Source organism: Cupriavidus sp. 96C5-1 (assembly GCF_057798855.1).
Genome location: NZ_JBYOJU010000019.1, coordinates 1 through 22,087, shown reverse-complemented (window position 1 = coordinate 22,087; position 22,087 = coordinate 1). Strand labels below are relative to the sequence as shown.

Annotated in this window: 16 protein-coding genes; 2 read left to right on the top strand and 14 right to left on the bottom strand. The window is 65.9% G+C overall.

Going from position 1 to position 22,087, the window contains the following annotated elements:
• Positions 1-46 precede the first annotated feature (46 nt).
• The 6 genes from AC3FOF_RS20615 to AC3FOF_RS20590 form a co-directional block, all read right to left on the bottom strand.
• Positions 47-862, bottom strand: coding sequence for an ABC transporter ATP-binding protein (locus tag AC3FOF_RS20615; RefSeq protein WP_017224676.1), 816 nt, complete (start codon positions 860-862; stop codon positions 47-49).
• Between the two features lie 258 nt (positions 863-1,120).
• Positions 1,121-2,455, bottom strand: a complete 1,335-nt coding sequence (locus AC3FOF_RS20610) for an ABC transporter substrate-binding protein (protein WP_017224677.1) — start codon at positions 2,453-2,455, stop codon at positions 1,121-1,123.
• A 91-nt stretch (positions 2,456-2,546) separates the two neighbouring features.
• Positions 2,547-3,623: a branched-chain amino acid ABC transporter permease gene (locus AC3FOF_RS20605; RefSeq protein WP_488727643.1), complete on the bottom strand. Its 1,077-nt coding sequence runs from the start codon at positions 3,621-3,623 to the stop codon at positions 2,547-2,549.
• A 26-nt stretch (positions 3,624-3,649) separates the two neighbouring features.
• Positions 3,650-4,564, bottom strand: coding sequence for a branched-chain amino acid ABC transporter permease (locus AC3FOF_RS20600; RefSeq protein ID WP_017224679.1), 915 nt, complete (start codon positions 4,562-4,564; stop codon positions 3,650-3,652).
• A gap of 46 nt (positions 4,565-4,610) precedes the next feature.
• Positions 4,611-5,516, bottom strand: a complete 906-nt coding sequence (locus tag AC3FOF_RS20595; protein ID WP_488727642.1) for an ABC transporter ATP-binding protein — start codon at positions 5,514-5,516, stop codon at positions 4,611-4,613.
• Between the two features lie 13 nt (positions 5,517-5,529).
• A complete protein-coding gene (locus AC3FOF_RS20590) occupies positions 5,530-7,500 on the bottom strand; it encodes an AMP-dependent synthetase/ligase (RefSeq protein ID WP_488727641.1) in 1,971 nt (656 codons plus the stop codon).
• 243 nt (positions 7,501-7,743) lie between these two features.
• Between AC3FOF_RS20590 and AC3FOF_RS20585 the strand changes: the two genes are divergently transcribed.
• Entirely contained in the window at positions 7,744-8,412 is a 669-nt protein-coding gene (locus AC3FOF_RS20585) for a Crp/Fnr family transcriptional regulator (RefSeq protein WP_488727640.1), read from the top strand.
• Positions 8,413-8,457: 45 nt separating this feature from the next.
• Here the strand turns inward: AC3FOF_RS20585 and AC3FOF_RS20580 are convergent, their stop codons facing one another.
• The 6 genes from AC3FOF_RS20580 to AC3FOF_RS20555 form a co-directional block, all read right to left on the bottom strand.
• A complete protein-coding gene (locus AC3FOF_RS20580) occupies positions 8,458-9,513 on the bottom strand; it encodes an EAL domain-containing protein (protein ID WP_488727639.1) in 1,056 nt (351 codons plus the stop codon).
• A gap of 7 nt (positions 9,514-9,520) precedes the next feature.
• On the bottom strand, positions 9,521-11,065 hold the full coding sequence (locus AC3FOF_RS20575) for a methyl-accepting chemotaxis protein (protein ID WP_276268694.1): 1,545 nt from the start codon (positions 11,063-11,065) through the stop codon (positions 9,521-9,523).
• Positions 11,066-11,512: 447 nt separating this feature from the next.
• On the bottom strand, positions 11,513-12,367 hold the full coding sequence (locus AC3FOF_RS20570; RefSeq protein ID WP_488727638.1) for a 3-hydroxybutyryl-CoA dehydrogenase: 855 nt from the start codon (positions 12,365-12,367) through the stop codon (positions 11,513-11,515).
• A 77-nt stretch (positions 12,368-12,444) separates the two neighbouring features.
• Positions 12,445-12,867: an HIT family protein gene (locus AC3FOF_RS20565; protein ID WP_017226961.1), complete on the bottom strand. Its 423-nt coding sequence runs from the start codon at positions 12,865-12,867 to the stop codon at positions 12,445-12,447.
• 143 nt (positions 12,868-13,010) lie between these two features.
• Positions 13,011-16,313, bottom strand: coding sequence for a fused isobutyryl-CoA mutase/GTPase IcmF (gene icmF, locus AC3FOF_RS20560; RefSeq protein ID WP_488727637.1), 3,303 nt, complete (start codon positions 16,311-16,313; stop codon positions 13,011-13,013).
• Positions 16,314-16,728: 415 nt separating this feature from the next.
• Positions 16,729-17,067 (bottom strand): DUF2917 domain-containing protein, encoded by a 339-nt coding sequence (locus tag AC3FOF_RS20555; protein WP_276268843.1) that lies wholly within the window; start codon positions 17,065-17,067, stop codon positions 16,729-16,731.
• Positions 17,068-17,271: 204 nt separating this feature from the next.
• Between AC3FOF_RS20555 and AC3FOF_RS20550 the strand changes: the two genes are divergently transcribed.
• Positions 17,272-18,678, top strand: coding sequence for an aminotransferase-like domain-containing protein (locus tag AC3FOF_RS20550; protein ID WP_488727636.1), 1,407 nt, complete (start codon positions 17,272-17,274; stop codon positions 18,676-18,678).
• 24 nt (positions 18,679-18,702) lie between these two features.
• On the opposite strand, the gene bcaP is transcribed toward AC3FOF_RS20550, so the two are convergent.
• Together bcaP and AC3FOF_RS20540 are read right to left on the bottom strand one after the other, a co-directional pair.
• Complete coding sequence (gene bcaP / locus AC3FOF_RS20545; protein ID WP_017224844.1) at positions 18,703-20,097, bottom strand: branched-chain amino acid transporter BcaP; 1,395 nt, start codon at positions 20,095-20,097, stop codon at positions 18,703-18,705.
• A gap of 502 nt (positions 20,098-20,599) precedes the next feature.
• Positions 20,600-22,084: a CoA-acylating methylmalonate-semialdehyde dehydrogenase gene (locus AC3FOF_RS20540; RefSeq protein WP_488726884.1), complete on the bottom strand. Its 1,485-nt coding sequence runs from the start codon at positions 22,082-22,084 to the stop codon at positions 20,600-20,602.
• Between the last annotated feature and the right edge of the window lie 3 nt (positions 22,085-22,087).

The following is a 22,087-nucleotide window of genomic DNA, read 5'->3' as shown; positions in this document are numbered from 1 at the left end:
GGCGTCGCTCACGGTTCGGCGCTCGGTTTGCAATGGCATGCCCTGTTCAGGCCAGCCATCTCTTGCGGCGGCGATAGCTTTTTACGTCGCGGAAGGAAGTGCGGCCGCCGCCTTCCCCATCATTGGCCGCCACCCCCAGGTAGAACTCCTTCACGTCCTCATTCGTGCGCAGCGCCTCGGCCGCGCCGTCCATCACGACGCGGCCGTTCTCCAGGATGTAGCCGTAGTCGGCATAGCGCAGCGCCACCATGGTGTTCTGCTCGGCCAGCAGGAAGCTGACCTGCTCGCGCTGGTTGAGGTCGCGCACGATCTCGAAGATCTCCTCGACGATCTGCGGCGCCAGCCCCATCGAGGGCTCGTCGAGCAGGATCATGCTGGGCTTGGCCATCATGGCCCGCCCGATCGCGCACATCTGCTGCTCGCCGCCCGAGGTGTAGCCTGCCTGCGACTTGCGGCGCGTCTTCAGGCGCGGGAAATAGTCGTAGATGCGTTCCAGCGCGTCGCGCGTTTCGGTGCGCGACAAGCCGCGCGTGTAGGCGCCGGTCAGCAGGTTTTCCTCGATGGTCAGATGGGCAAAGCAATGGCGCCCTTCCATCACCTGGATCACGCCACGCTTGACCAGTTCGTTCGGCGTGAGCCGGTCGACGCGGTTGCCGCGATATTCGATCGAGCCCTTGGTGACGTCGCCGCGCTCGGCATGCAGCAGGTTGGAGATGGCCTTGAGCGTGGTGGTCTTGCCCGCGCCGTTGGCGCCGAGCAGCGCCACGATCCGGCCCTCCGGCACGTCGAGCGAAACGCCCTTGAGCACCAGGATCACATGGTCGTAGATGACTTCGATATTGTTGACGGACAACAGGCTCATGATGCGGCTCGGTTGGTGGTTCGTGGCTTGCGGAGGCGGTCGTCATGGCGTCGCCCGCAGCGCTTCCGGCTCTCCCGCTTGCGGGAGGATTGGGGGAGAGGGTGAGCGGTCGTGCCGGCGATCACGCCGGTGGATGCGCCCGCCCTCTCCCCTGGCCCCGCTCCCGTTCCACGGGAGAGGGGCGCAAGCAATCGGCATCGGCTACCGCGGTCGAACCTCGCGAACTCGCGGATGCTCGCCGATCGCTCTCGCAACGGATCAAGACTTCATGCACGCCGGCGTGATGCCCTTCTCTTTCGCGAACTGCGCGGCGGTCGCCTTGAACAGCGGGTGGATCAGGCTCTTGTTGCCTTCGATCCAGTCCGACACCACCACCCATTTGGTGCCATCCCACTGCTGGATCTTCACCTTGCCCGAGCCCTCGTGGTTGTCGCAGCTGGTCTTGATTTCCGGCAGCAGGCCGGTGGCGCCCAGCTGCGCAAGCCGTGCGTTGGTCAGGTTGAGGTTCTCGAAGGCCCAGCGCATGTCATCGCCGCTCATCACCTTGCCCTTGCCGTACTTCGCCTGCGCCACGCGGATCGCTTCCACCGTCACCACCGCCGCCGATACGCCGCGGTTATAGAGCACGGAGCCCAACTTGTTGCGGTCCTGCATATTGCCCTTGCCCGCACCGTAGACCACCTTCTCGATATCGGCGATCAGCGGCACGCCCTTGCCGGCCACGTTCCAGGTCGCGCTCATATAGCCCTTGGCGGCGTCGCCGGCGGGAATGGTGTCCTCCTCGGAGCCTGCCCACCACGAGCCGACCATCTTGTCGCGCGCGAAACCGACCTTCTGCGCGGCCTTGAGCGCGGTCTGGTTCATGACGCCCCAGCCCCAGAAAATCACATAGTCCGGATTCTCCTGGCGGATCTTCAGCCACTGCGCGCCCTGCTCGTTGCCGGGGTGCGCCACCGGGATCTCGACCAGGTTGAATTTGCCGAGCCTGGCTTCGGCCTCCAGCGCCACGATCGGCTCCTTGCCGTAGGCCGAGTCGTGATACAGGTAGACGATCTTCTTGCCGGCCAGCGAGCCGCCGTTCTTCGTGGCCAGGAACTTGACGATGGCCGAGACCTGCATCTGGTAGGTGGTGACCAGCGGGAAGGCATAGGGAAACACCGAGCCATCGACGGCATCGGTGCGGCCGTAGCCCATCATGACCAGCGGCACCTTGTCGGCGGCGGTCTTGTCCACCAGCGCGTAGGAAATGCCGGTCGACATGGTGTGATACGCCGTGCCCTTGCTGGCCGCGCTCTTGCCCTTGAGCCGTTCGTAGCACTCCACGCCCTTGGCGTTGTTGTACTCGGTCTCGCACTCTTCCCAGGAAAGCTTGACGCCGCTCACGCCGCCCTCCTTGAGGTTGACGTAGTTCAGGTAGTCGATAAAGCCGCCGTACCAGGACTGCCCGTTGGCACCGTACGGTCCGACGCGATAGCTGGGCAGCGCGACGAACTGCTCGCCGCTCTGGGCCTGCGCGGCCAGTGGCGCCAGCAGCGCTGCCGACGCACCCACCGCCAGGGCTATGCGCTGCAGATTGCGAATCAGGATGGTCATGACAGTCTCCTTCACCTTGGCAGGTGTGTTTGTTATGGAATACCCGTTTGCCTGGTCCGAACTGAAAATCCTCAAGAGGCGCAAGCGCGGCTCAATGCGGAAACGGCCACAGTCTCAGCTTCTCCTTGGCGATCTGCCACAGCCGCGCCAGGCCGTGCGGCTCGACCACCAGGAAAAAGATGATCAGCGCGCCGAACACCATCAGCTGGATATGCGACACGGCGGCGTTGGTGAACGGCAGGTGCAGCAGCGCGGCGAGCGGCGGCAGCACGTTGTCCAGGAAGATCGGCAGCAGCAGGATGAAGGCCGCGCCGAGGAAGGAACCGAGGATGCTGCCCACGCCACCGATGATGATCATGAACAGCACGCGGAAGGACAAGTCCAGCGAGAACCCGTCCGGCTCCACCGAGCCCAGGTAGCAGAACGCGTAGAGCGCGCCGGCCACACCGCAGTAGAACGAGCTGACGGCGAACGCCAGCAGCTTGGTGCGCATCAGCGGAATGCCGATCACCTCGGCCGCCACGTCCATGTCGCGCACCGACATCCACGCGCGCCCGGTGGACGAGCGCACCAGGTTCTTGGCCACCAGGGCCAGCACGGTCACCAGCATCAGCACGAACAGGTACTTCTTCACCGGCGTATCGATGGCGATGCCGAACAGGTCCAGCCGCTGCGCGGTGATCACGCCGGAGGAACTGTTGTTGGAAAACCAGGGAAACTTGGTCAGCGCCCACACCACGAAGAACTGCGCGGCAAGCGTTGCCACGGCAAGATAGAAGCCCTTGATGCGCAGCGACGGCAAGCCGAAGGCCACGCCCACCAGCGCCGACGACAATCCCGCCAGGATGAAGGTGAGCAGCACCGGCAGCCCTTCGATGCGCAGCTGGAAGTTGTAGGCGGCGTAGGCACCCACCGCCATGAAGGCGGCGGTGCCAAGCGAAAGCTGCCCCGCGTAGCCCGTCAGGATATTCAGGCCGAGGGCGGCCAGCGCGAAGATCAGGAACGGAATCAGGATGGCCGAGAACCAGTACTCCGAACCGGTGAACGGGATCACCACGAAGGCCACCGCCATCAGCACGGCAAAGCCGATGCGGTCCTGGCGGATGGGGAAGATCTGGCTGTCGGCCACATAGCTGGTCTTGAACTGGCCGGCTTCACGATAGAACATGGTTTGTCTCCTGGGACGAAGGCCGGTCAGACGCGATCGATATGTTTCTCGCCGAACAGCCCCTCGGGCCGCACCAGCAGGAACAACAGCGCAAAGACATAAGGGAACCAGCCTTCGATGCCGCCGAAGTTGCCGCCGAAGGCGGACTGGAACACAGGCGGGATATAGATCTCCGCCAGCTTCTCGGAAGCGCCGATGATCAGCCCGCCGGCGATGGCGCCAGGCACCGAGGTAAAACCGCCCAGGATCAGCACCGGCAGCGCCTTGAGGGCCGTCAGCGTCAGCGCGAACTGCACGCCGTTGCGCGAGCCCCACAGCATGCCGGCCACCAGCGCGACAAAGCCCGCCACGCCCCACACGATGGCCCAGATATGCTGCAGCGGAATGCCCAGCGACAGCGCCGCCTGGTGATCGTCCGCCACCGCGCGCAACGCGCGGCCCACCTTGGTGTACTGGAAGAACAGCGCCAGCGTGCCCACCAGGATGCCGGCGATGGCTGCCGCGGCCAGGTCGAACTTGGACACCACGATATCGAAGCGGGTCAGGATGGCTTCGATCGGCTCGTCGACGATGCCAAGGTTGATCGGGCGCACTTCATTGCCGAACAACAGGGGTCCCAGTCCTTCGAGGAAGAAGGACAGCCCGATGGTCGCCATGAACAGCGTGATGGGCGGCTGGTTGACCAGCTTGCGCAGCACCAGGCGTTCGGTGCCGATGCCCACCACCACCATCACGCCGAAGGCGCCGATAAACGCGGCCCACATGGGCAGGCCCTTGTCCATCAGCCCGACCACCGCCAGCGCGGCGAAGTAGACCATCGCACCCTGGGCGAAGTTGAAAACACCCGAGGCCTTGTAGATCAGCACGAAGCCGAGCGCCACCAGCGAGTACATCAACCCCGACAGCAGGCCGCCGATCAGGATTTCAAAGAAGAACGTCATGGTTGTCCTTGTCTGCTCTTGTTACTTTGCGAGTCTTGCATCCGCCTCAGTGGGAAGCGCCGAGGTAGGCCCGGATCACGTCCGGGTTGGCCTTCACCGCCTCGGGCGTGCCGTCGCCGATCTTCTTGCCGTAGTCGAGCACCACCACGCGGTCGGAGATATCCATCACCACGCCCATGTCGTGTTCGATCAGCACGATGGTGGTGCCGAACTGGTGGTTCACGTCGAGGATGAAGCGGCACATGTCCTGCTTTTCCTCCACGTTCATGCCCGCCATGGGTTCGTCGAGCAGCAGCATGGAAGGCTCGGCGGCCAGCGCGCGCGCCAGCTCCACGCGTTTTTGCAGGCCGTAGGGCAGACGCCCCACCGGTGTCTTGCGGATGGCCTGGATCTCGAGAAAGTCGATCACTTCCTCGACCTTGCGCCGGTGCTGCATTTCCTCGTTGCGCGCGGGGCCCCACCACAGCGCATTGGCCAGCAGGCCGCTGCGGAATCTGGTGTTGCGCCCGGTCATGATGTTGTCGAGCACGGTCATGCCCTTGAACAGCGCGATGTTCTGGAAGGTGCGCGCGATGCCCTGGCGCGCGGCGGCGGTCGGATGCATCCTGCGCCGCTCCTCGCCGCGGAACACGATGCGGCCCTGCTGCGGGTGGTAGACCCCGTTGATCACATTGAGCATCGAACTCTTGCCCGCGCCGTTGGGCCCGATGATGGCGCGGATCTCGTGCTCGCGCACATCGAAGGAAATATCGGTCAGCGCCTTCACGCCACCGAAGGACAGCGAGATATGCTGCAGGTCGAGGATCACCTCGCCAGCCTGCCGCACCTGCGCGTGCGCGGCCTGGTCCCCGCCCTGCGCCTCCGCCGGCGCCGCCAGCACGCCGGACGCCCCGCTCCACACCGGCTGGCCATCGCCGCCGCGCTCCACGCCTTGCCATGCCATTTGCGTCATCCCCTGCCCCTGCTCATGCCGCGCGCGCCGCGCCGGCCAAGGCCGGCGGGAAGCGCTTCACGTCAACCAGCTTCAACGTGGCCGATACGCTGCCTTCGCGTCCGTCCTCGAACTTCACGCGCGTCTCGATGAACTGCTCCGGCTTACCGGCATACAGCGCCTCGACCAGTGCCCCGTACTTCTCCGCGATAAAGCCGCGCCTCACCTTGCGGGTGCGCGTGAGTTCGTCGTCGTCCGGATCGAGTTCCTTGTGCAGGATCAGGAAGCGCGCGACCTGCGAGCCGGCCAGCATGGCGTCCGCCGCCAGGTCGGCATTCACCTGCTCGACGCACTCGCCGATCATGGCGATCACCTCCGGCAACGCGGCCAGATCGATGTAGCCCGCGTACGGCAGGTGGCGCCGTTCAGCCCAATTGCCGACCGCTTCGAAATCGATATTGATAAAGGCGCAGACGCGGTCCTGTCCGGTACCGAAGGCCACCGCCTCCTTGATGTAGGGAAAGAACTTGAGCTTGTTCTCGATGTACTTGGGCGCGAACATCGCCCCGTCGGACAGCTTGCCGACATCCTTGGCGCGGTCGATGATCTTGAGATGACCGTCGGCGTCGATCACGCCGGCGTCGCCGGTCATGAAATAGCCGTCGTCGTTGATCGCCTCGCGAGTGGCATCGTCGCGCTTGTAGTAGGCCTTCAGCAGCCCCACGCCACGCACCAGCACCTCGCCGTTGTCGGCGATGCGGATCTCCATGCCCGGCGCGGCGGGCCCCACCGAATCGAATTTGACCTTGCCGTCCGGCTGCAGGCAGACATAGGCGCAGGTTTCCGTCTGGCCATAGAACTGCTTCAGGTTGACGCCGATCGACCGATAGAAGCGGAACAGGTCCGGGCCGATCGCCTCGCCGGCGGTGTAGCCCACGCGGATGCGGCTCATGCCCAGCACATTGCGCAGCGGTCCGAAGATCAAGGCCTCGCCCGCGGCGTAGCGCAGGCGGTCCGCCAGCGCTACCGGGTTGCCGTCGAGAATATCGGTGCCGCAACGGCGCGCCACGCCCATGGCCCAGTGGAACAGGCGGCGCTTGATCCAGCCCGCGTCTTCCATGCGGATCATGACCTGGGTCAGCAGGCCCTCGTAGATGCGCGGCGGCGCGAAGTAATAGGTGGGACCGATCTCGCGCAGGTCCGTCATCACCGTCTCGCGCGATTCCGGGCAGTTCACCGTGAAGCCGGCCACCATGGCCTGCGCGTAGGAGAACAGGTTGTCGCCGACCCAGGCCATCGGCAGATAGGACAACACGTCGTCGCCCGCCACCAGGCCGTCGAAGGCGCAGCCGTTGCGCGCCGCGCCGATCAGCCCGCGATGGGAGTGGCACACGCCCTTGGGCTTGCCGGTGGTGCCCGAGGTGTAGAGGATGATGGCGGTGTCGTCGGGCGCGCCCTCGGCCACGGCCCTGTCGAAATAACCTGGATTGGCGCGATCGAACTCGCGGCCGATTTCCTGCAGGCGCTGGTAGGACATCAGCGCCGGGTGATCGTAGTCGCGCAGCCCGCGCGGGTCTTCATAGATGATGTGGCGAACCTTGCGGCCCTGCGCGGCAAGCTGCTCCTCCACCTCGAGCAGCTTGTCCACCTGCTCCTGGTCCTCGACGATGGCGAAGTCGATCTCGGCGTCGTTCAGCACATAGATCATCTCCCCCGCGATCGCGTCCTGGTACAGCGGCACCGGCACGCCGCCCAGCGCCTGCGCCGTGTTCATGGCCCAGTACAGGCGCGGCCGGTTGTCGCCGACCACCGCCAGGTTCATGCCGCGCGCAAAACCCAGCGCGGCCAGCCCGCACGCCAGCGCACGAACCTCCTGCGCGGTCTGCGCCCAGCTATAGGTTTGCCAGATCCCGAGATCCTTCTCGCGGTAGGCCGGGCTGTCCGGCCGCTGCTGCGCGTGCGCAAGCAGCAGGCGCGGAAAGGTCGTCGCCGACGGTTCCTGCATCGCTGTCTCCTGTCCCTCCGGCGCGGGGATCCGCCACCGGTGTCAAGCCTGCTTCCGCTGGTTATACTTGGGCTGTTTTGCCCGGCGAGGGTTCTGCCGCAGCGCAACAAGTCCGTCGCGCCTGCGTTGGCGCGCACTCGCGGTTCGTGGTGACCGTAAGATAGTCGATGCCACTTCCCCCGGTTGTCACGCCGATGACAATTCCGGGTTAATCCCTAGCACTAGCAGAGGACGCTCCAGGTCATGCTCAACGATTTCATCGACCGCTGCGTGTGGGCAGCCGACCTCAGTCCCGAACAACGCGATGTGGTCCGCCGCGCCATGTGCGTGCGCGAGTACAGCCAGGGGGACTACGTCTGCCACAAAGGCGATATGGCCGAACACTGGATGGGCGTGCTGGAGGGCATCGTCAAGATCACAACGGTATCGCCCTCCGGCAAGTCGGTCACCTTCACCGGCGTGCCCACCGGCGGCTGGTTCGGTGAAGGCGCGGTGCTCAAGCGCGAGATCCGCAAGTACGATGTGATGGCCCTGCGCCGGTCGCGCATCGCCTTCCTGCCGCGCGACACGTTTCAGTGGCTGCTGGATACGAGCCTGCCGTTCACGCGCTTCCTGCTGACCCAGTTCAATGAACGGCTCGGGCAGTTCATCGCCGCGGTGGAGTACGAGCGGCTGCTCGATATCGATTCGCGGGTGGCACGCGCGGTGTCGTCGCTGTTCAACGAGCATTTGTACCCGGGGCTGGGGACCACGCTGGAAATCTCGCAGGAAGAAATCGGGCTGCTGGCGGGGATATCGCGGCAGCGCGCCAACCAGGCCTTGAAGGTGCTGGAGCAGCAAGGCCTGGTGAAGGTGGACTATGGGGTAATCGAAGTGCTGGACCTGGAAGGGCTGAGGCAGTACGGCGAATAGCGTGTTCCGGCCAGCCGCACGGGGGCGGCAGGCTGGCAACGAGACTCAGGGCAGGCTGGCGGCAGGCAGCTGTTCGAAAGCGGGCCGCGCGAACAGGTGGCCCTGGAACAAGCCGACACCCGCGGCGCGGAGCCACCGGTATTCCTCCATCGTTTCCACGCACTCGGCAACAACGTCGGTACCCAGGCGCGCGCACACCTGCACCACGTTGCCGGCGAAACGCTGCAGGCTCTCGTTCCCGTCGATCCCGTGCACGGCGTTCCTGTCGAGCTTGACGATATCGGGCCGGAGCCTGTCGAGCAGGCGCCCCCCCGCCGGCCGTGCGGGAAAGTCGCTGATCGCCAGCTTGAATCCCATGTGCTGCAAGGCGGCCACGGTCTTGGCGAACTCCAGCGGATGATCCAGTATCTCGCTCCCCTTGACCTCCAGCACCACTTGCCCCGCACGAAAGCCGAGGCCGGATGCCAACGCCGCGCTGCGGCCCATCGCGCCTTCGAACGCCATGCGGCTGCGCGGCATGCAATTGAGATGCAGATGCCCTTGCAGCTTCATGCTCGCGGCCATGGTCATGGCCGCGGCACGGCTCTCGTCATCGAAGCGACGGAGCGAAGCCGCGCACACCGCGCCCAGCACATGCGACGCGGGCTCGCCATGGCGGCCACGCACCAGGGCCTCGTAGGACACCACCTTGCGCTGCCTGGCATCCACGATCGGCTGGAAGGCGAAGCTATAGCTGGGCAGCGCGGATTGCGAGCGGGCGCCGTAGTCCGTGCGGCCCGGAGGCTCGCGCTCGCGCAGCTTCTCCGGGGCCTGGCGAAGACGGGCGCGTGTTTGCGATGGCCTTGCGGACACGCCACCCGCCATCGAGCGGCCCGCGTCGGTCAGCACATAGTCCATATCGCCGCCGGTGTCACCGGGTTGCCGGCGCAGCAGGCCTGCGTCGAGCAGACGCCGTATCTGCCACGCGGGAATAAACCGGGTCTCCCCGGCGGCGGCATCCGCATGCAGGACGGCAGCGTCAAGCGCGGCGCCCCAGGGGTTGCGCGCGGTGCGCAAGCACGCCCCCGCCGCCACCCTGCGCAGTAGCTCGGTCCGGTTCATCTTGCGGTCAGCGGAAGACGCCAACCGCTTCCACCAGGCGGTTGGCCTGCTGCTTCAGGCTTTGCGCGGCCGCGGCACTCTGCTCGACCAGCGCGGCGTTCTGCTGGGTGATGTGGTCGAGATCGCCGATGGCGTCACCAACCTGGCCGATGCCCGCGCTCTGCTCGGCCGTGGCCAGGCTGATCTCGGCGATCAGGTCGGAGACGCGCCTGACCTGGGCGACGATGTTGTCCATGGTTTTGCCGGCGTCGTCGACCAGCCGCGCACCCGAGTCGACTTTCTCCACGCTGGCGCCGATCAGTTCCTTGATCTCCTTGGCAGCACTGGCGCTGCGCTGCGCGAGACCGCGCACCTCGCCGGCGACCACCGCGAAACCACGGCCCTGCTCGCCCGCCCGGGCCGCTTCCACCGCCGCGTTCAGCGCCAGGATATTGGTCTGGAAGGCAATACCGTCGATGACGCCGATGATGTCGGCAATCCGCTTCGAACTGGTGCTGATGTCTTCCATCGTCGCCACCACCTGCGTCATGGCCTGGCCACCCTTGGCCGCTGCGGCACTGGCGGAGCCCGACAGTTCGTTCGCCTGGGCGGCGGTCTCGGCATTGCTCTTTACCGTGGCGGTCATCTGCGTCATGGACGACGCCGTATCCTGCACGTTGGACGCGGCCTGCTCGGTACGCGTGCTCAGGTCGGTGTTGCCCTGCGCGATCTCGCTGCTGGCGCTTTGCACATTCAGCACCTGCTCGCTCACGTCATCGATCAGCCAGCGGAACATCAGGCCCAGCTGGCTGATGGTGCGCAGGGTCATGCCAATCTCGTCGACCCGGTTCATATGCTCGACCTTCTGGCTCTCGCCGGACGCCACGCGCAGGGCCTGCGCCATCATCTGTTCGAGCGGACGCGAGATCTGCGCCTCCAGCCATGCGCAGACCAGCACCAGCATGCCGGCAACGATGGCACCGAGGCCGGCCAGCGCCATCCCGCCCATGCCAAGCGCGGCCGCGCCGACAAGGCAAACCGGCAACAGGGCGGCCAGGGCGCTGCGGATGCGCAAGCGCACCGGCATGGTCTGGAACAACGACGCCCAGCGCTTCCAGCCTGCGTGGAGGATCAGGCCTTTGTGGAAGCGCCGGCCATTGGCATTGCCGTCGCGGAAATCGCGGTAGAGATTCTCGGCAGCGCCGATTTCCTCACGCGTGGGCTTGGTGCGCACCGACATATAACCCACTGGCTTGCCATTGCGGATCAGCGGCATGGCGTTGGCGCGTACCCAGTAGTGATCGCCGTCCTTGCGCCGGTTCTTCACCAGCGCGGTCCAGGGCTCGCCGCCCTTGAGCGTCGCCCACATGTCGGCGAAGGCCTCGGCCGGCATGTCGGGGTGCCGCACGATATTGTGGGGCTGGCCCTGGATTTCCTCGCGCGTGAAGCCGCTGACGTCGATGAAAGCCGCGTTGGCATAGGCGATATGGCTCTGGGTGTCGGTGGTCGACATCAGCGTCGCATCCTCCGGCAGTTCATATTCGCGTTGCGAGACGGGCTGGTTATTGCGCATGGGGGTCCTTATTGGTTTTTTTAGTGTGTCTGCAAATGCATCGGCCGTAAAAGATGGAGATGCGTATTGCATAACCGCGTTTACGGGATAGTCTTTGCAAACCTTTAGCCATAAGGGTTCGGCGGCCTCGATTCCCGGAGGGATTTCGGACCGATTTTGATTCCACACAGAATTTATTGCCTTTTTTCCACCATGGTCTTGACATGCGATTTTAATACGGTCGTTCTAAATTCCGCATTAATTGATATCGATTCTTATTTAATGTGTTAATAAGCAGGCTTATCAATGTATCTAATGAAGCACATTGAGGGCGGCGCCGCATTGAAAACAAAAAAAGCTGGCAACGGATTTCCCGTTGCCAGCTTTTTCGCCCCTCCCTGGAGGGAATCGTTCAATGCCTCAAGCCCGAAGGCTTGAATGCCTGAATGCCCTCAGGCTTTCACGGCATCACTTGCTGTAGACGTACACGCCACGTCCCGTCTTGCGGCCCAGATAGCCTGCCGCCACCATTTCGCGCATCAGCATGGCCGGCCGGTACTTCGGGTCGGCAAACTCGGTGTACAGCACTTCCATCACGGCCAGCATCGTGTCCAGCCCGATCATGTCCGCCAGCGCCAGCGGCCCGATCGGGTGGTTGCAACCCAGTTTCATCCCTTCGTCGATCTCTTCGGGCGAAGCCAGGCCTTCACCCAGCACGCAGAAGGCTTCATTGATCATCGGGCAGAGAATGCGGTTGACCACGAAGCCCGGGTTGTTCTTCACGGTGATCGGGTACTTGCCGAGCTCCCTGGAGAGCGCTTCCACCAGCGCATGCGTGGCATCGCTGGTCTGCAGGCCGCGAATCAGTTCAACCAGGGCCATCATCGGCACCGGGTTGAAGAAGTGCATGCCGATGAAATTGCCAGGACGGCTGGTGACGGCGGCCAGCTTGGTGATGGAGATCGACGAGGTGTTCGACGCCACGATCACGTCGTCGCCGACGATGCTGTCGATCTGCTTGAGGATCTTGACCTTGAGGTCGAAATTCTCGGTGGCGGCTTCGATGACGATGTCGGTCGCCTTGAGCGCGTCGTAGTCGGTCGAGCCCTTGATGCGCGCGAGTGCGGCAGCCTTGTCGGCTTCGCTGATCTTGTCCTTCTTGATCAGGCGATCAAGGCTGCCCGCGACGGTGGCGATGCCCTTGTTCACCGCTGCGTCGCTGATGTCCACCATCACCACGTCCAGGCCCACCACGGCGCATGCCTGCGCAATGCCGTTGCCCATGGTGCCGGCGCCTACGATGCCAACTGTCCTGATTCCCATCTTGTCTTCCTTGTTGCTGTTGCTGTTGCTTGATTCCGGTGCGGCCCGCGGCGCGTGCCTCGGACCGCCGTTTTCTGTCAGGCGTCGCGCAGCGCGGCGATGATGCGTTCGGCGTGCTGGCTGAGGATTTCCGGGTCCTGCATGTCGGTGCCGTGGCCGCGCAGGGTGCGGTCGGCATAGCGCGGCACGATATGGAAATGCACGTGCGGCACGGTCTGGCCGGCGGCGCGGCCGTTGAACTGGCCGATCGAAATGCCATCCGGCGAGAAGGCGGCGCGCACCGCGCGGGCGACCCGCTTGGTGGTGCGGATGGCAGCCTCGGCGGCGGCATCGGAGAGGTCGAAGAGCTCGGCGGCGGCTTCCTTGGTCACCACCAGCACGTGCCCGTCGGACTGCGGCATGATGTCCATGAAAGCGACGGTATCGGCGTCTTCATAGACCTTGTTGCAAGGCAGCTCGCCACGCAGGATGCGAGCGAAGATATTGTTGGGATCGTACACGGTACTCCTACTGGTCGCGGTATGGGTCCTGGCGTCATCGCGCAGACGCCCCTGGCCCGGAAAATGCCGGCTCAAGAGACGCGGCTGATGCAGGCTTCGAGTTTAACGCAGGGGCCAGGCGCAATACACCCCTGGCCGACAGATCACATGTTTCGGCGGTACTGGCCTCCCACCTCGAACAGGGCGTGCGTCACCTGCCCCAGGGAGCACACGCGCACCGCGTCCATCAGCACCGCGAACACATTGTCGTTGTCGATCACGGCCTGGCGCAGCCGTTGCAGCATGGCAGGCGCGGCATCGGCATGACGCGCCTGGAAATCCGCCAGCCGGGCGAGCTGCCCCTGCTTCTCCTGCTCGCTGGAGCGTGCCAGTTCCAGCGTGTGCGGGGTCGGATCCCCATTGGGATTGCGGAAGGTATTGACGCCGATGATGGGCAGCGTGCCGTCGTGCTTGCGCTGCTCGTAATACAGCGATTCCTCCTGGATCTTGCCGCGCTGGTAACCGGTCTCCATCGCGCCGAGCACGCCGCCGCGCTCGGCGATACGCACGAACTCCTGCATCACGGCTTCCTCCACCAGATCGGTCAGCTCCTCTATCAGGAAGCTGCCCTGGTTGGGGTTCTCGCACCTGGCCACGCCCCACTCGCGGTTGATGATGAGCTGGATCGCCAGCGCGCGCCGCACCGATTCGCCGGTGGGCGTGGTGATGGCTTCGTCGTAGGCGTTGGTGTGCAGCGAATTGCAATTGTCGTAGATGGCGATCAGCGCCTGCAGCGTGGTGCGGATGTCGTTGAAGTCGATCTCCTGCGCATGCAGCGAGCGGCCGGAAGTCTGGATGTGGTACTTGAGCTTCTGGCTGCGCTCGTTGGCGCCGTACTTGTCGCGCATGGCCACGGCCCACATGCGGCGCGCCACGCGGCCCAGCACGCTGTACTCCGGGTCCATGCCGTTGGAGAAGAAGAACGACAGGTTGGGCGCGAAGTCGTCGACATGCATGCCGCGCGCCAGGTAGGCCTCCACATAGGTGAAGCCGTTCGACAGCGTGAACGCCAGCTGCGAGATCGGGTTGGCACCGGCCTCGGCGATGTGGTATCCGGAGATCGACACCGAGTAGAAGTTGCGCACCTGGTGGTGGACGAAGTACTCCTGGATATCGCCCATCACCTTGAGCGAGAACTCGGTGGAAAAGATGCAGGTGTTCTGGCCCTGGTCTTCCTTGAGGATATCGGCCTGCACCGTGCCGCGCACGTTCTGCAGCACCCAGGCGCGGATCTTGGCCTCCTCGCCGGCGCCAGGGTCGCGGCCGTTGTCGGCGCGGAACCTGTCGAGCTGCTGGTCGATGGCGGTGTTCATGAACATCGCCAGGATGGTCGGTGCGGGTCCGTTGATGGTCATCGACACCGAGGTGGAGGGGCTGGTCAGGTCGAAGCCGTCGTACAGCACCTTCATGTCGTCGAGCGTGGCGATCGATACGCCCGCGTTGCCGACCTTGCCATAGATATCGGGGCGGGTATGCGGGTCCTCGCCGTACAGCGTGACCGAGTCGAAGGCGGTGGACAGGCGCTTGGCGTCCATGCCCTCCGAGACCAGCTTGAAGCGGCGGTTGGTGCGAAAGGCGTCCCCCTCGCCGGCGAACATGCGGGTGGGGTCCTCGTTCTCGCGTTTGAAGGCAAACACGCCTGCGGTGTAGGGGAAGCTGCCGGGCACGTTCTCGCGCATCAGCCACCTAAGCACTTCGCCGTCGTCCTCGAAACGCGGCAGCACCACCTTGCGGATGGCCGTGCCGGACAAGGTGGTGCCGGTGAGCGCGGTGCGGATCTCCTTGTCGCGGATCCTCACCACGTATTCGTCGCCGCCATAGGCCTTGCGCATCTCCGGCCACATCGCCAGCAGCTTGCGCTCCTGCGCGCCAAGCGCGGCATCGCGCTCGGCTGCGAGCGTTTGCAGGGCATCGCCCGCGCCGTTCGAAGCCGGCTGCGGCGCCGCCAGCAGCATGCGGCGCGCCTCGCGCAGCTGCTGGCGCTCGCGCGCCAGCCGGCTTTGCGCATCCACGCGGCGGTGATAGGCACGCACGGTATCGGCCAGCTCGGCCAGGTAGCGCGTGCGCGCCGGCGGCACGATCGCGTTCTGGCCGGTGGAGACGCGTCCGCTCAACTGCGGCAGGACGCCGGGCGGCGCATGCAGGCCGCGCGCGGCCAGGGCTTCGCGCAGGCCCTGGTAGAGCATGGTGACGCCGTCGTCGTTGAAGCGCGACGCCTGCGTGCCATAGACGGGCGCCTCCTCGAGGTTCGCATGCCACTGCCCGCGGTTGCGCTGCACCTGCTTGGCGACATCGCGCCAGGCATCCTGCGCGCCCTTGCGGTCGAACTTGTTGATGGCGACGAAATCGGCGAAGTCCAGCATGTCGATCTTCTCGAGCTGGCTGGCGGCGCCGAACTCGGGCGTCATCACATAGAGCGACAGGTCCACGTGCGGCACGATGGCCGCATCGCCCTGGCCGATGCCCGAAGTCTCGACCACGATCAGGTCGAAGCCGCCCACCTTGCACGCCGCCAGCACGTCTGGCAGCGCCTGCGAGATCTCGGAGCCTGCCTCGCGCGTGGCCATCGAACGCATGAAGATGTTCGGATGGCCGATCGCGTTCATGCGGATGCGGTCGCCCAGCAGCGCGCCGCCGGACTTGCGGCGCGAGGGGTCGATCGAGATCACCGCGATGGACAATGCGTCCCGCTGGTCCAGCCGGATGCGGCGGATCAGCTCATCGGACAGCGAGGATTTGCCGGCGCCGCCGGTGCCCGTGATGCCGAGCACGGGCGTCTTCACCTGAGCGGCATCGGCGCGCAGCGCATCCGCCAGCGACGCATCGGCCTTGCCGTTTTCCAGCGCCGTGATCAGTTGCGCCAGCGCGCGGCGGTCGCCGCCCCTGACCGCGTCGAGCGTGGTGGGCGCATAGCGCGCCAGGTCGATATCGCAGCGCTGCACCATGTCGGCGATCATGCCCGCCAGGCCCATGCGCTGGCCATCCTCCGGGCTGTAGATGCGCGCCACGCCGTAGGCCTGCAACTCGCGGATCTCGTCCGCCACGATCACGCCGCCGCCGCCGCCGAACACCTGGATATGCTCGCCGCCGCGCCGGCGCAGCAGGTCGACCATGTACTTGAAGTACTCGACGTGGCCGCCCTGGTAACTGGAGATGGCAATGCCCTGCACGTCTTCCTGCAGTGCCGCGTCGACCACCTCCTCCACCGAGCGGTTGTGCCCGAGATGGATCACCTCGCAGCCCGAGGCCTGCAGGATGCGCCGCATGATGTTGATGGAAGCGTCGTGGCCGTCGAACAGCGAGGCCGCGGTGACGAAGCGCACCTTGTTGACTGCGCCCGCCGGTCCCGGCGCCACGTGGGGAGCGCCTGGCTCGGCACCCTTCTGCACATCGGAAAGATCGGTCATTGTCTCCACCATGTTCGGTGTTCCGGCTGGTCGCAAGACGTCCGCGGCGGCCGCTCTGGAGGCGGCTCGGCTCGCGTGGGCGAACGGTCCGCCCGGCACTGTCGCAGCGGCTTGATTATATGACGTTTACGTTAACGGAAATCAAGCGGCGGACGCACTGCCTGCCGCGCGGCGCGGACAGCCATGGCGGACATCCTCGCACAGTTGGCGGGATGAGGGGGCGGGACTTGCGGTGGCGTTCAGGAGAAATCGATGCCGTGGACGGGCCGGCGCGGCGCGAACGGCGAGGTGTGGCCGGACACTTGGCCATGCTCCGGCCAGCACGGATGGCGCGGAATGGGCGAAGACCAGCGCGACACCAGCCTGCCCGGATGCCGCCGGCGCCGGGCATCCCCGCGCGCCGGCCTGCCTTGCATCAGAGACCCGGCTCCGGGCATTGACCGGCACCGCTGGTCCGCCGCTCGCCGAGCCGGCGCTTCAGCGCGTGCGCCAGGCCACCCAGCCAGCGCCACGAGAGCGGCACCGGCGTCTCGGCCAGCGTAAAGCGGGCGCCCTCGCTCTCGCCGGACAGCCACACCCGGGCGCCGCCCGGCAGCGCGAATACCGCGCCCGGCAACAGCCAGATATCGGCGTGATGACCTTCCACCGTCAGCCACAGGCGTCCTTCGATCGCCTTCAGGCTCTGTCCTTCGCGGGCGCGCCAGCTCACCGGCCGGCCGGGTTCATCGAGTTCGAAGATCCGTAGTTCGCGCATTTCACTGCTCCAGTCTGCATCGCGGCCATGTCGCGTGCCACCCGGCTCCGCCGGTGCCGGCACCTTCCTCCGCATACCTTCCATTATTCACAGCGCAAACTACAATCCCATGAACAGTTGCGAACAGTTTTCGATGTACTGTTCAGTAGTTTTTCCTGACACTTCAATTTCGATTTCGATTCCGATTCCGGCACCGCCCCTCCGATGAAACTGACTCTCGTTCCCGCTACCGGCATCCCGCTGACCGACCAGATCGTCAGCGAGGTCAAGACCTGGATCAGTTCGCGCGAGGTGCGTCCCGGCGCTCGCCTGCCATCGATCCGCCAGCTCGCGGCGGAACATGGCATCAGCCGTTTCCCGGTCATCGAAGCTTATGACCGGCTGGTGTCGCAGGGCCTGCTCGATTCGCGCCACGGCTCGGGCTTCTTCGTCGCCGACAGCCCGCTGCTGGCGCGCGCCGCCAATGGCTGGTCCGACCCGAGCCTGGCCGAGGACCTGTCCGGCCATATCCTCGAGCAGTTCAACCATCCCAGCGCCACGCTCAAGCTGGCGGGCGGTTTCGTGCCCGAGAGCTGGCGCGACATCGAGGGACTGACCCAGGCCATCCGCCAGGTCTCGCGCACCAACATCGAAAGCGTGATCCATTACGCCACGCCGATGGGCCTGCCGGAACTCCGCCAGCATGTGCTCACCCGCGTGCGGCAACTGGGCATCGCCGCCGAACTGCCGCAGGTGCTGATCACCTCGGGTGCCAGCCAGGCGCTGGACCTGGTGGTGCGCAGGCTGCTCAAGCCGGGCGATACGGTGTTCGTCGAGGACCCCGGCTACTACAACCTGTTCGGCCTGCTGCGCCTGCACGGCGTGCGCCTGGTGGGCGTGCCGCACACCCGCAACGGCCCCGATCCCGACGCCGCCGAGGCGCTGCTGCGCGAGCACAAGCCCAAGCTGTTCTTCACCAACAGCGTGCTGCAGAACCCCACCGGATCGACGCTGGCGCCGCCGGTGGCGTTCCGGCTGCTGGAGCTGGCGCGGCGCCATGGCTTCCGCTTTGTCGAGGACGATATCTTCTCGGATTTCCAGACCAGTTTCACCGACCGCCTGGCCACGCTGGACCAGCTGGAGCATGTGATCTACATCGGCGGCTTCTCCAAGACGGTCTCGGCCTCGCTGCGGATCGGCTACCTGGTCGCGGACAAGGCGCTGGTGAAGGACCTGGTGGATGTGAAGGTGCTGACCAGCGTGGCGGGTTCGCATTTTGCGGAAAGCGTGACGACGGCGCTGCTGGAGCGCGGCGCCTACCGCAAATACATGGAGCGCTTGCGCCTGCGCGTGCGGCAGGCAACCGCGGGCGCGATACGGCACCTGGCCGATGCGGGCTGGGAGGTGTATTGCGAGCCGGCAGGCGGCAATTTCCTGTGGGCGCGCACGCGCGGCATCGAGGATTCCCGCGAACTGGTGACGCTGGCCGCGCAGCACGGCGTGACGCTGGCGCCCGGCAATTACTTTCGGCCGGCTGGCGAGACCACGGCCTGGATCCGCATCAACTCCGCCTTCATCGAGGAGCCGCGCGCACTGGCCTTCCTGCAGGAGGCCGGCGCGCGCGGACGATGACAGGCGCAGTGACGGCTGGCGGCGTCAGTTACCGCCGTGCAGCACCGCGTTGCGGCGCGCGTAGAGGAAGTAGATCGCCAGGCCGAGCGCCAGCCAGGCCAGGAAGGCAACCCAGGTCAACGGCTGCAGGTGGGCCATCAGGAACAGGCAGAAACCCACCGACAGCAGCGGCACCACCGGCACGCCCGGGCAGCGGAAGGCACGCGGCAGGTCCGGCCGCGTCTTGCGCAGCACCAGCACCGCCACCGAGATCAGCGTGAAAGCCGACAGCGTGCCGATATTGATCAGCTCGGCCAGCACATTGAGCGGCACCACGGCGGCGATCAGCGCGAACACGATGCCCACGGTCCAGGTGGCGAAGAACGGCGTGGCATGCACCGGGTGTACCTTGGACAGCCGCGCCGGCAGCAGGCCGTCGCGCGACATGGCGAAGATGATGCGGGTCTGGCCGAAGGTCATCACCAGGATCACCGTGGTCATGCCCAGGATGGCGCCGAGATCGACGAAGCCCGCCACCCAGTCCTGGCCGGCGTATTGCAGCGCGAGCGAGACCGGATGGTCGATGCCGGCGAACTTGGCGAAGGGCACGATGCCCGTCATGATGGCCGCCACCGTCACGTACAGCACCGTGCAGACCAGCAGCGAACCGATGATGCCGACCGGCAGGTCGCGGCGCGGGTTGCGCACTTCCTCGGCGGCCGAGGTCACCGCGTCGAAACCGATAAAGGCGAAGAACACCAGCGCCGCCGCATTGAACACGCCGGTCATGCCGTACGGCGCGAACGGATGCCAGTTGGCCGGCTTGACGTGCCACACGCCCACCGCGATAAACAGCAGTACCACCGAGATCTTGATGGCCACCATCACGTTGTTGAGGCGCGCCGACTCGCGCACGCCGTAGGACACCACCCAGGTGATGCCCAGCATGATCAGCGCCGCCGGCAGGTTGAACAGCGTATGCACGCCTGGCACCGCTCCCGGCGCCGCCGTGAGCACGGCCGGCAAGTGCCAGCCGAAGCCCGCCATCAGCGACTGGAAGTAGCCCGACCAGCCCACCGACACCGCCGAAGTGGCCAGCCCGTACTCGAGCAGCAGGTCCCAGCCGATCATCCACGCCACGATCTCGCCCAGCGTGGCGTAGCTGTAGGTGTAGATCGAACCCGAGACCGGAATCGCGGAAGCGAACTCCGCGTAGCACAGGGCGGCAAACCCGCACGCCATCGCCGCGATCACGAAGGACACGGTCAGCGCCGGGCCGGCGGTCAGGGCGCCGGTGCCGGTCAGCACGAAGATGCCGGTGCCGATGATGGCGCCAATGCCCATGAAGATCAGGTCCACCGGACCCAGCACCTTCTTCAGGCCATCGTCGCGGGCGGCTGCCAGCATGGATTCAATGTTCTTGGTACGAAACAAACTCATGAGAAGGTCTCCTGCTTTGGCTACCTTGCGGCCGGGCAGGCTGGTGCCGCCGGTGTCCGGCGACGCGCAGTGGCGACGGCTTGGCGCGGCGGCTCACGGGTTGCACGCCGCCGGGATTGACGGCGCGTCTCGCCGGCACGCGGATCGCACGCCGGCCCCGTTGTGTTTTTAGATTAGCCGGCCATGCGGAGCACGCCGGCTGCCCGACCCCGCCCGCCCGCATACCGGCCGGATCGCGGCGGTGATGCGGGCTGACGGGATTTCGCCACTGGTCCGGACGGCAACCTCGCAGCAAAAAAGCGCGTAGTTTACTCCTCCCGCGCAGCGGCCGGTTTCATTCCTTGGCGGGGAAGGCTTACCCGGCGGCGGACAGGTGCAGGCGATTCCTGTCCAAGACAGGCCAGGCCGGATGGCGCGGCGCCCGCGCAAAGCAAAAAAGGCACGGGAGCAAACCCGTGCCTTCTCAAGCCTGTTCGTCATGCGGCGCCTGGCGGCGCCTGGCTTACTTCGCCACCGGCATGGTGAACTCCGCGCCCTTGCCGATGCTGTCCGGCCAGCGCTGCATGATGCTCTTGTAGCGCGTGTAGAAGCGGATGCCCTCCTCGCCGTAGGCGTGGTGATCGCCGAACAGCGAGCGCTTCCAGCCGCCGAACGAATGCCACGCCATCGGCACCGGGATCGGCACGTTGATGCCGACCATCCCCACCTGGATCTGCCGCGAGAACGCGCGCGCCACGCCGCCGTCGCTGGTGTAGCACGATACGCCGTTGCCGTACTCGTGCGCGTTGATCAGGTCCACCGCCTCGGCAACATCGTGCACGCGCACCACCGACAGCACCGGGCCGAAGATCTCTTCCTTGTAGATCGTCATGTCCGGCGTGACGTGGTCGAACAGCGTGCCGCCGACGTAGAAGCCGCCTTCATGCCCATCCACCTTGTGGCCCCGGCCATCCGTCACCAGCTGCGCGCCCTCTTCCACCCCCTTGGCGATATAGCCTTCCACCTTGGCCTTGTGCGCGGCGGTCACCAGCGGGCCCATCTCGGCATCGGCCTCCATGCCGTTGCGGATCTTCAGCGCCTGCGCCCGTGCGGCCAGGCGCGGCACCAGCCGGTCGGCCACCTCGCCCACCGCCACCGCCACCGAGATCGCCATGCAGCGCTCGCCCGCCGAGCCGTAGGCCGCGCCGATCAGCGCGTCCACCGCCTGGTCGAGATCCGCGTCGGGCATCACCACCAGGTGGTTCTTGGCGCCGCCCAGCGCCTGCACGCGCTTGCCGTGCCGGGTGCCCTCGGCATAGATGTACTCGGCGATCGGCGTGGAGCCGACGAAGGACAGCGCCTGCACGTCCCGGTGCGCCAGCAGCGCGTCCACGGCTTCCTTGCCGCCCTGCACCACGTTGAACACGCCGTCGGGCAGGCCGGCCTGCTTGAGCAGGTCGGCGATCAGCAGCGAGGGCGAAGGATCGCGCTCGGACGGCTTGAGCACGAAGGTGTTGCCGCAGGCCAGCGCCACCGGGAACATCCACATCGGCACCATCACCGGAAAGTTGAACGGCGTGATGCCGGCCACCACGCCCAGCGGCTGGCGCAGGTTCCAGTTGTCGATGCCGCCGCCGATGTTGTCGGTGAAATCGGTCTTGAGCAGGTTGGGAATGCCGCAGGCGAATTCCGCCACCTCGATGCCGCGCGTGACCTCACCCTTGGCGTCCGAGAACACCTTGCCGTGCTCGCGCGTGATCAGCGCGGCGAGGTCGTCGTGGTGGCGGTCGAGCAGTTCCTTGAACTTGAACAGGATGCGCGCGCGCTTGAGCGGCGCGGTCTCGGACCAGGCCGGGAAGGCCGCGTGCGCGGCGGCCACCGCGGCGTCCACGTCCTGCGCCGAGCCCAGCGCCACACGCCCGGCCACGGCGCCGGTGGCCGGGTTGAAGACGTCGGCAAAGCGGTCCGACGAAGCGGCGCGCACGGTGCCGCCGATGTAGTGCGCGATTTC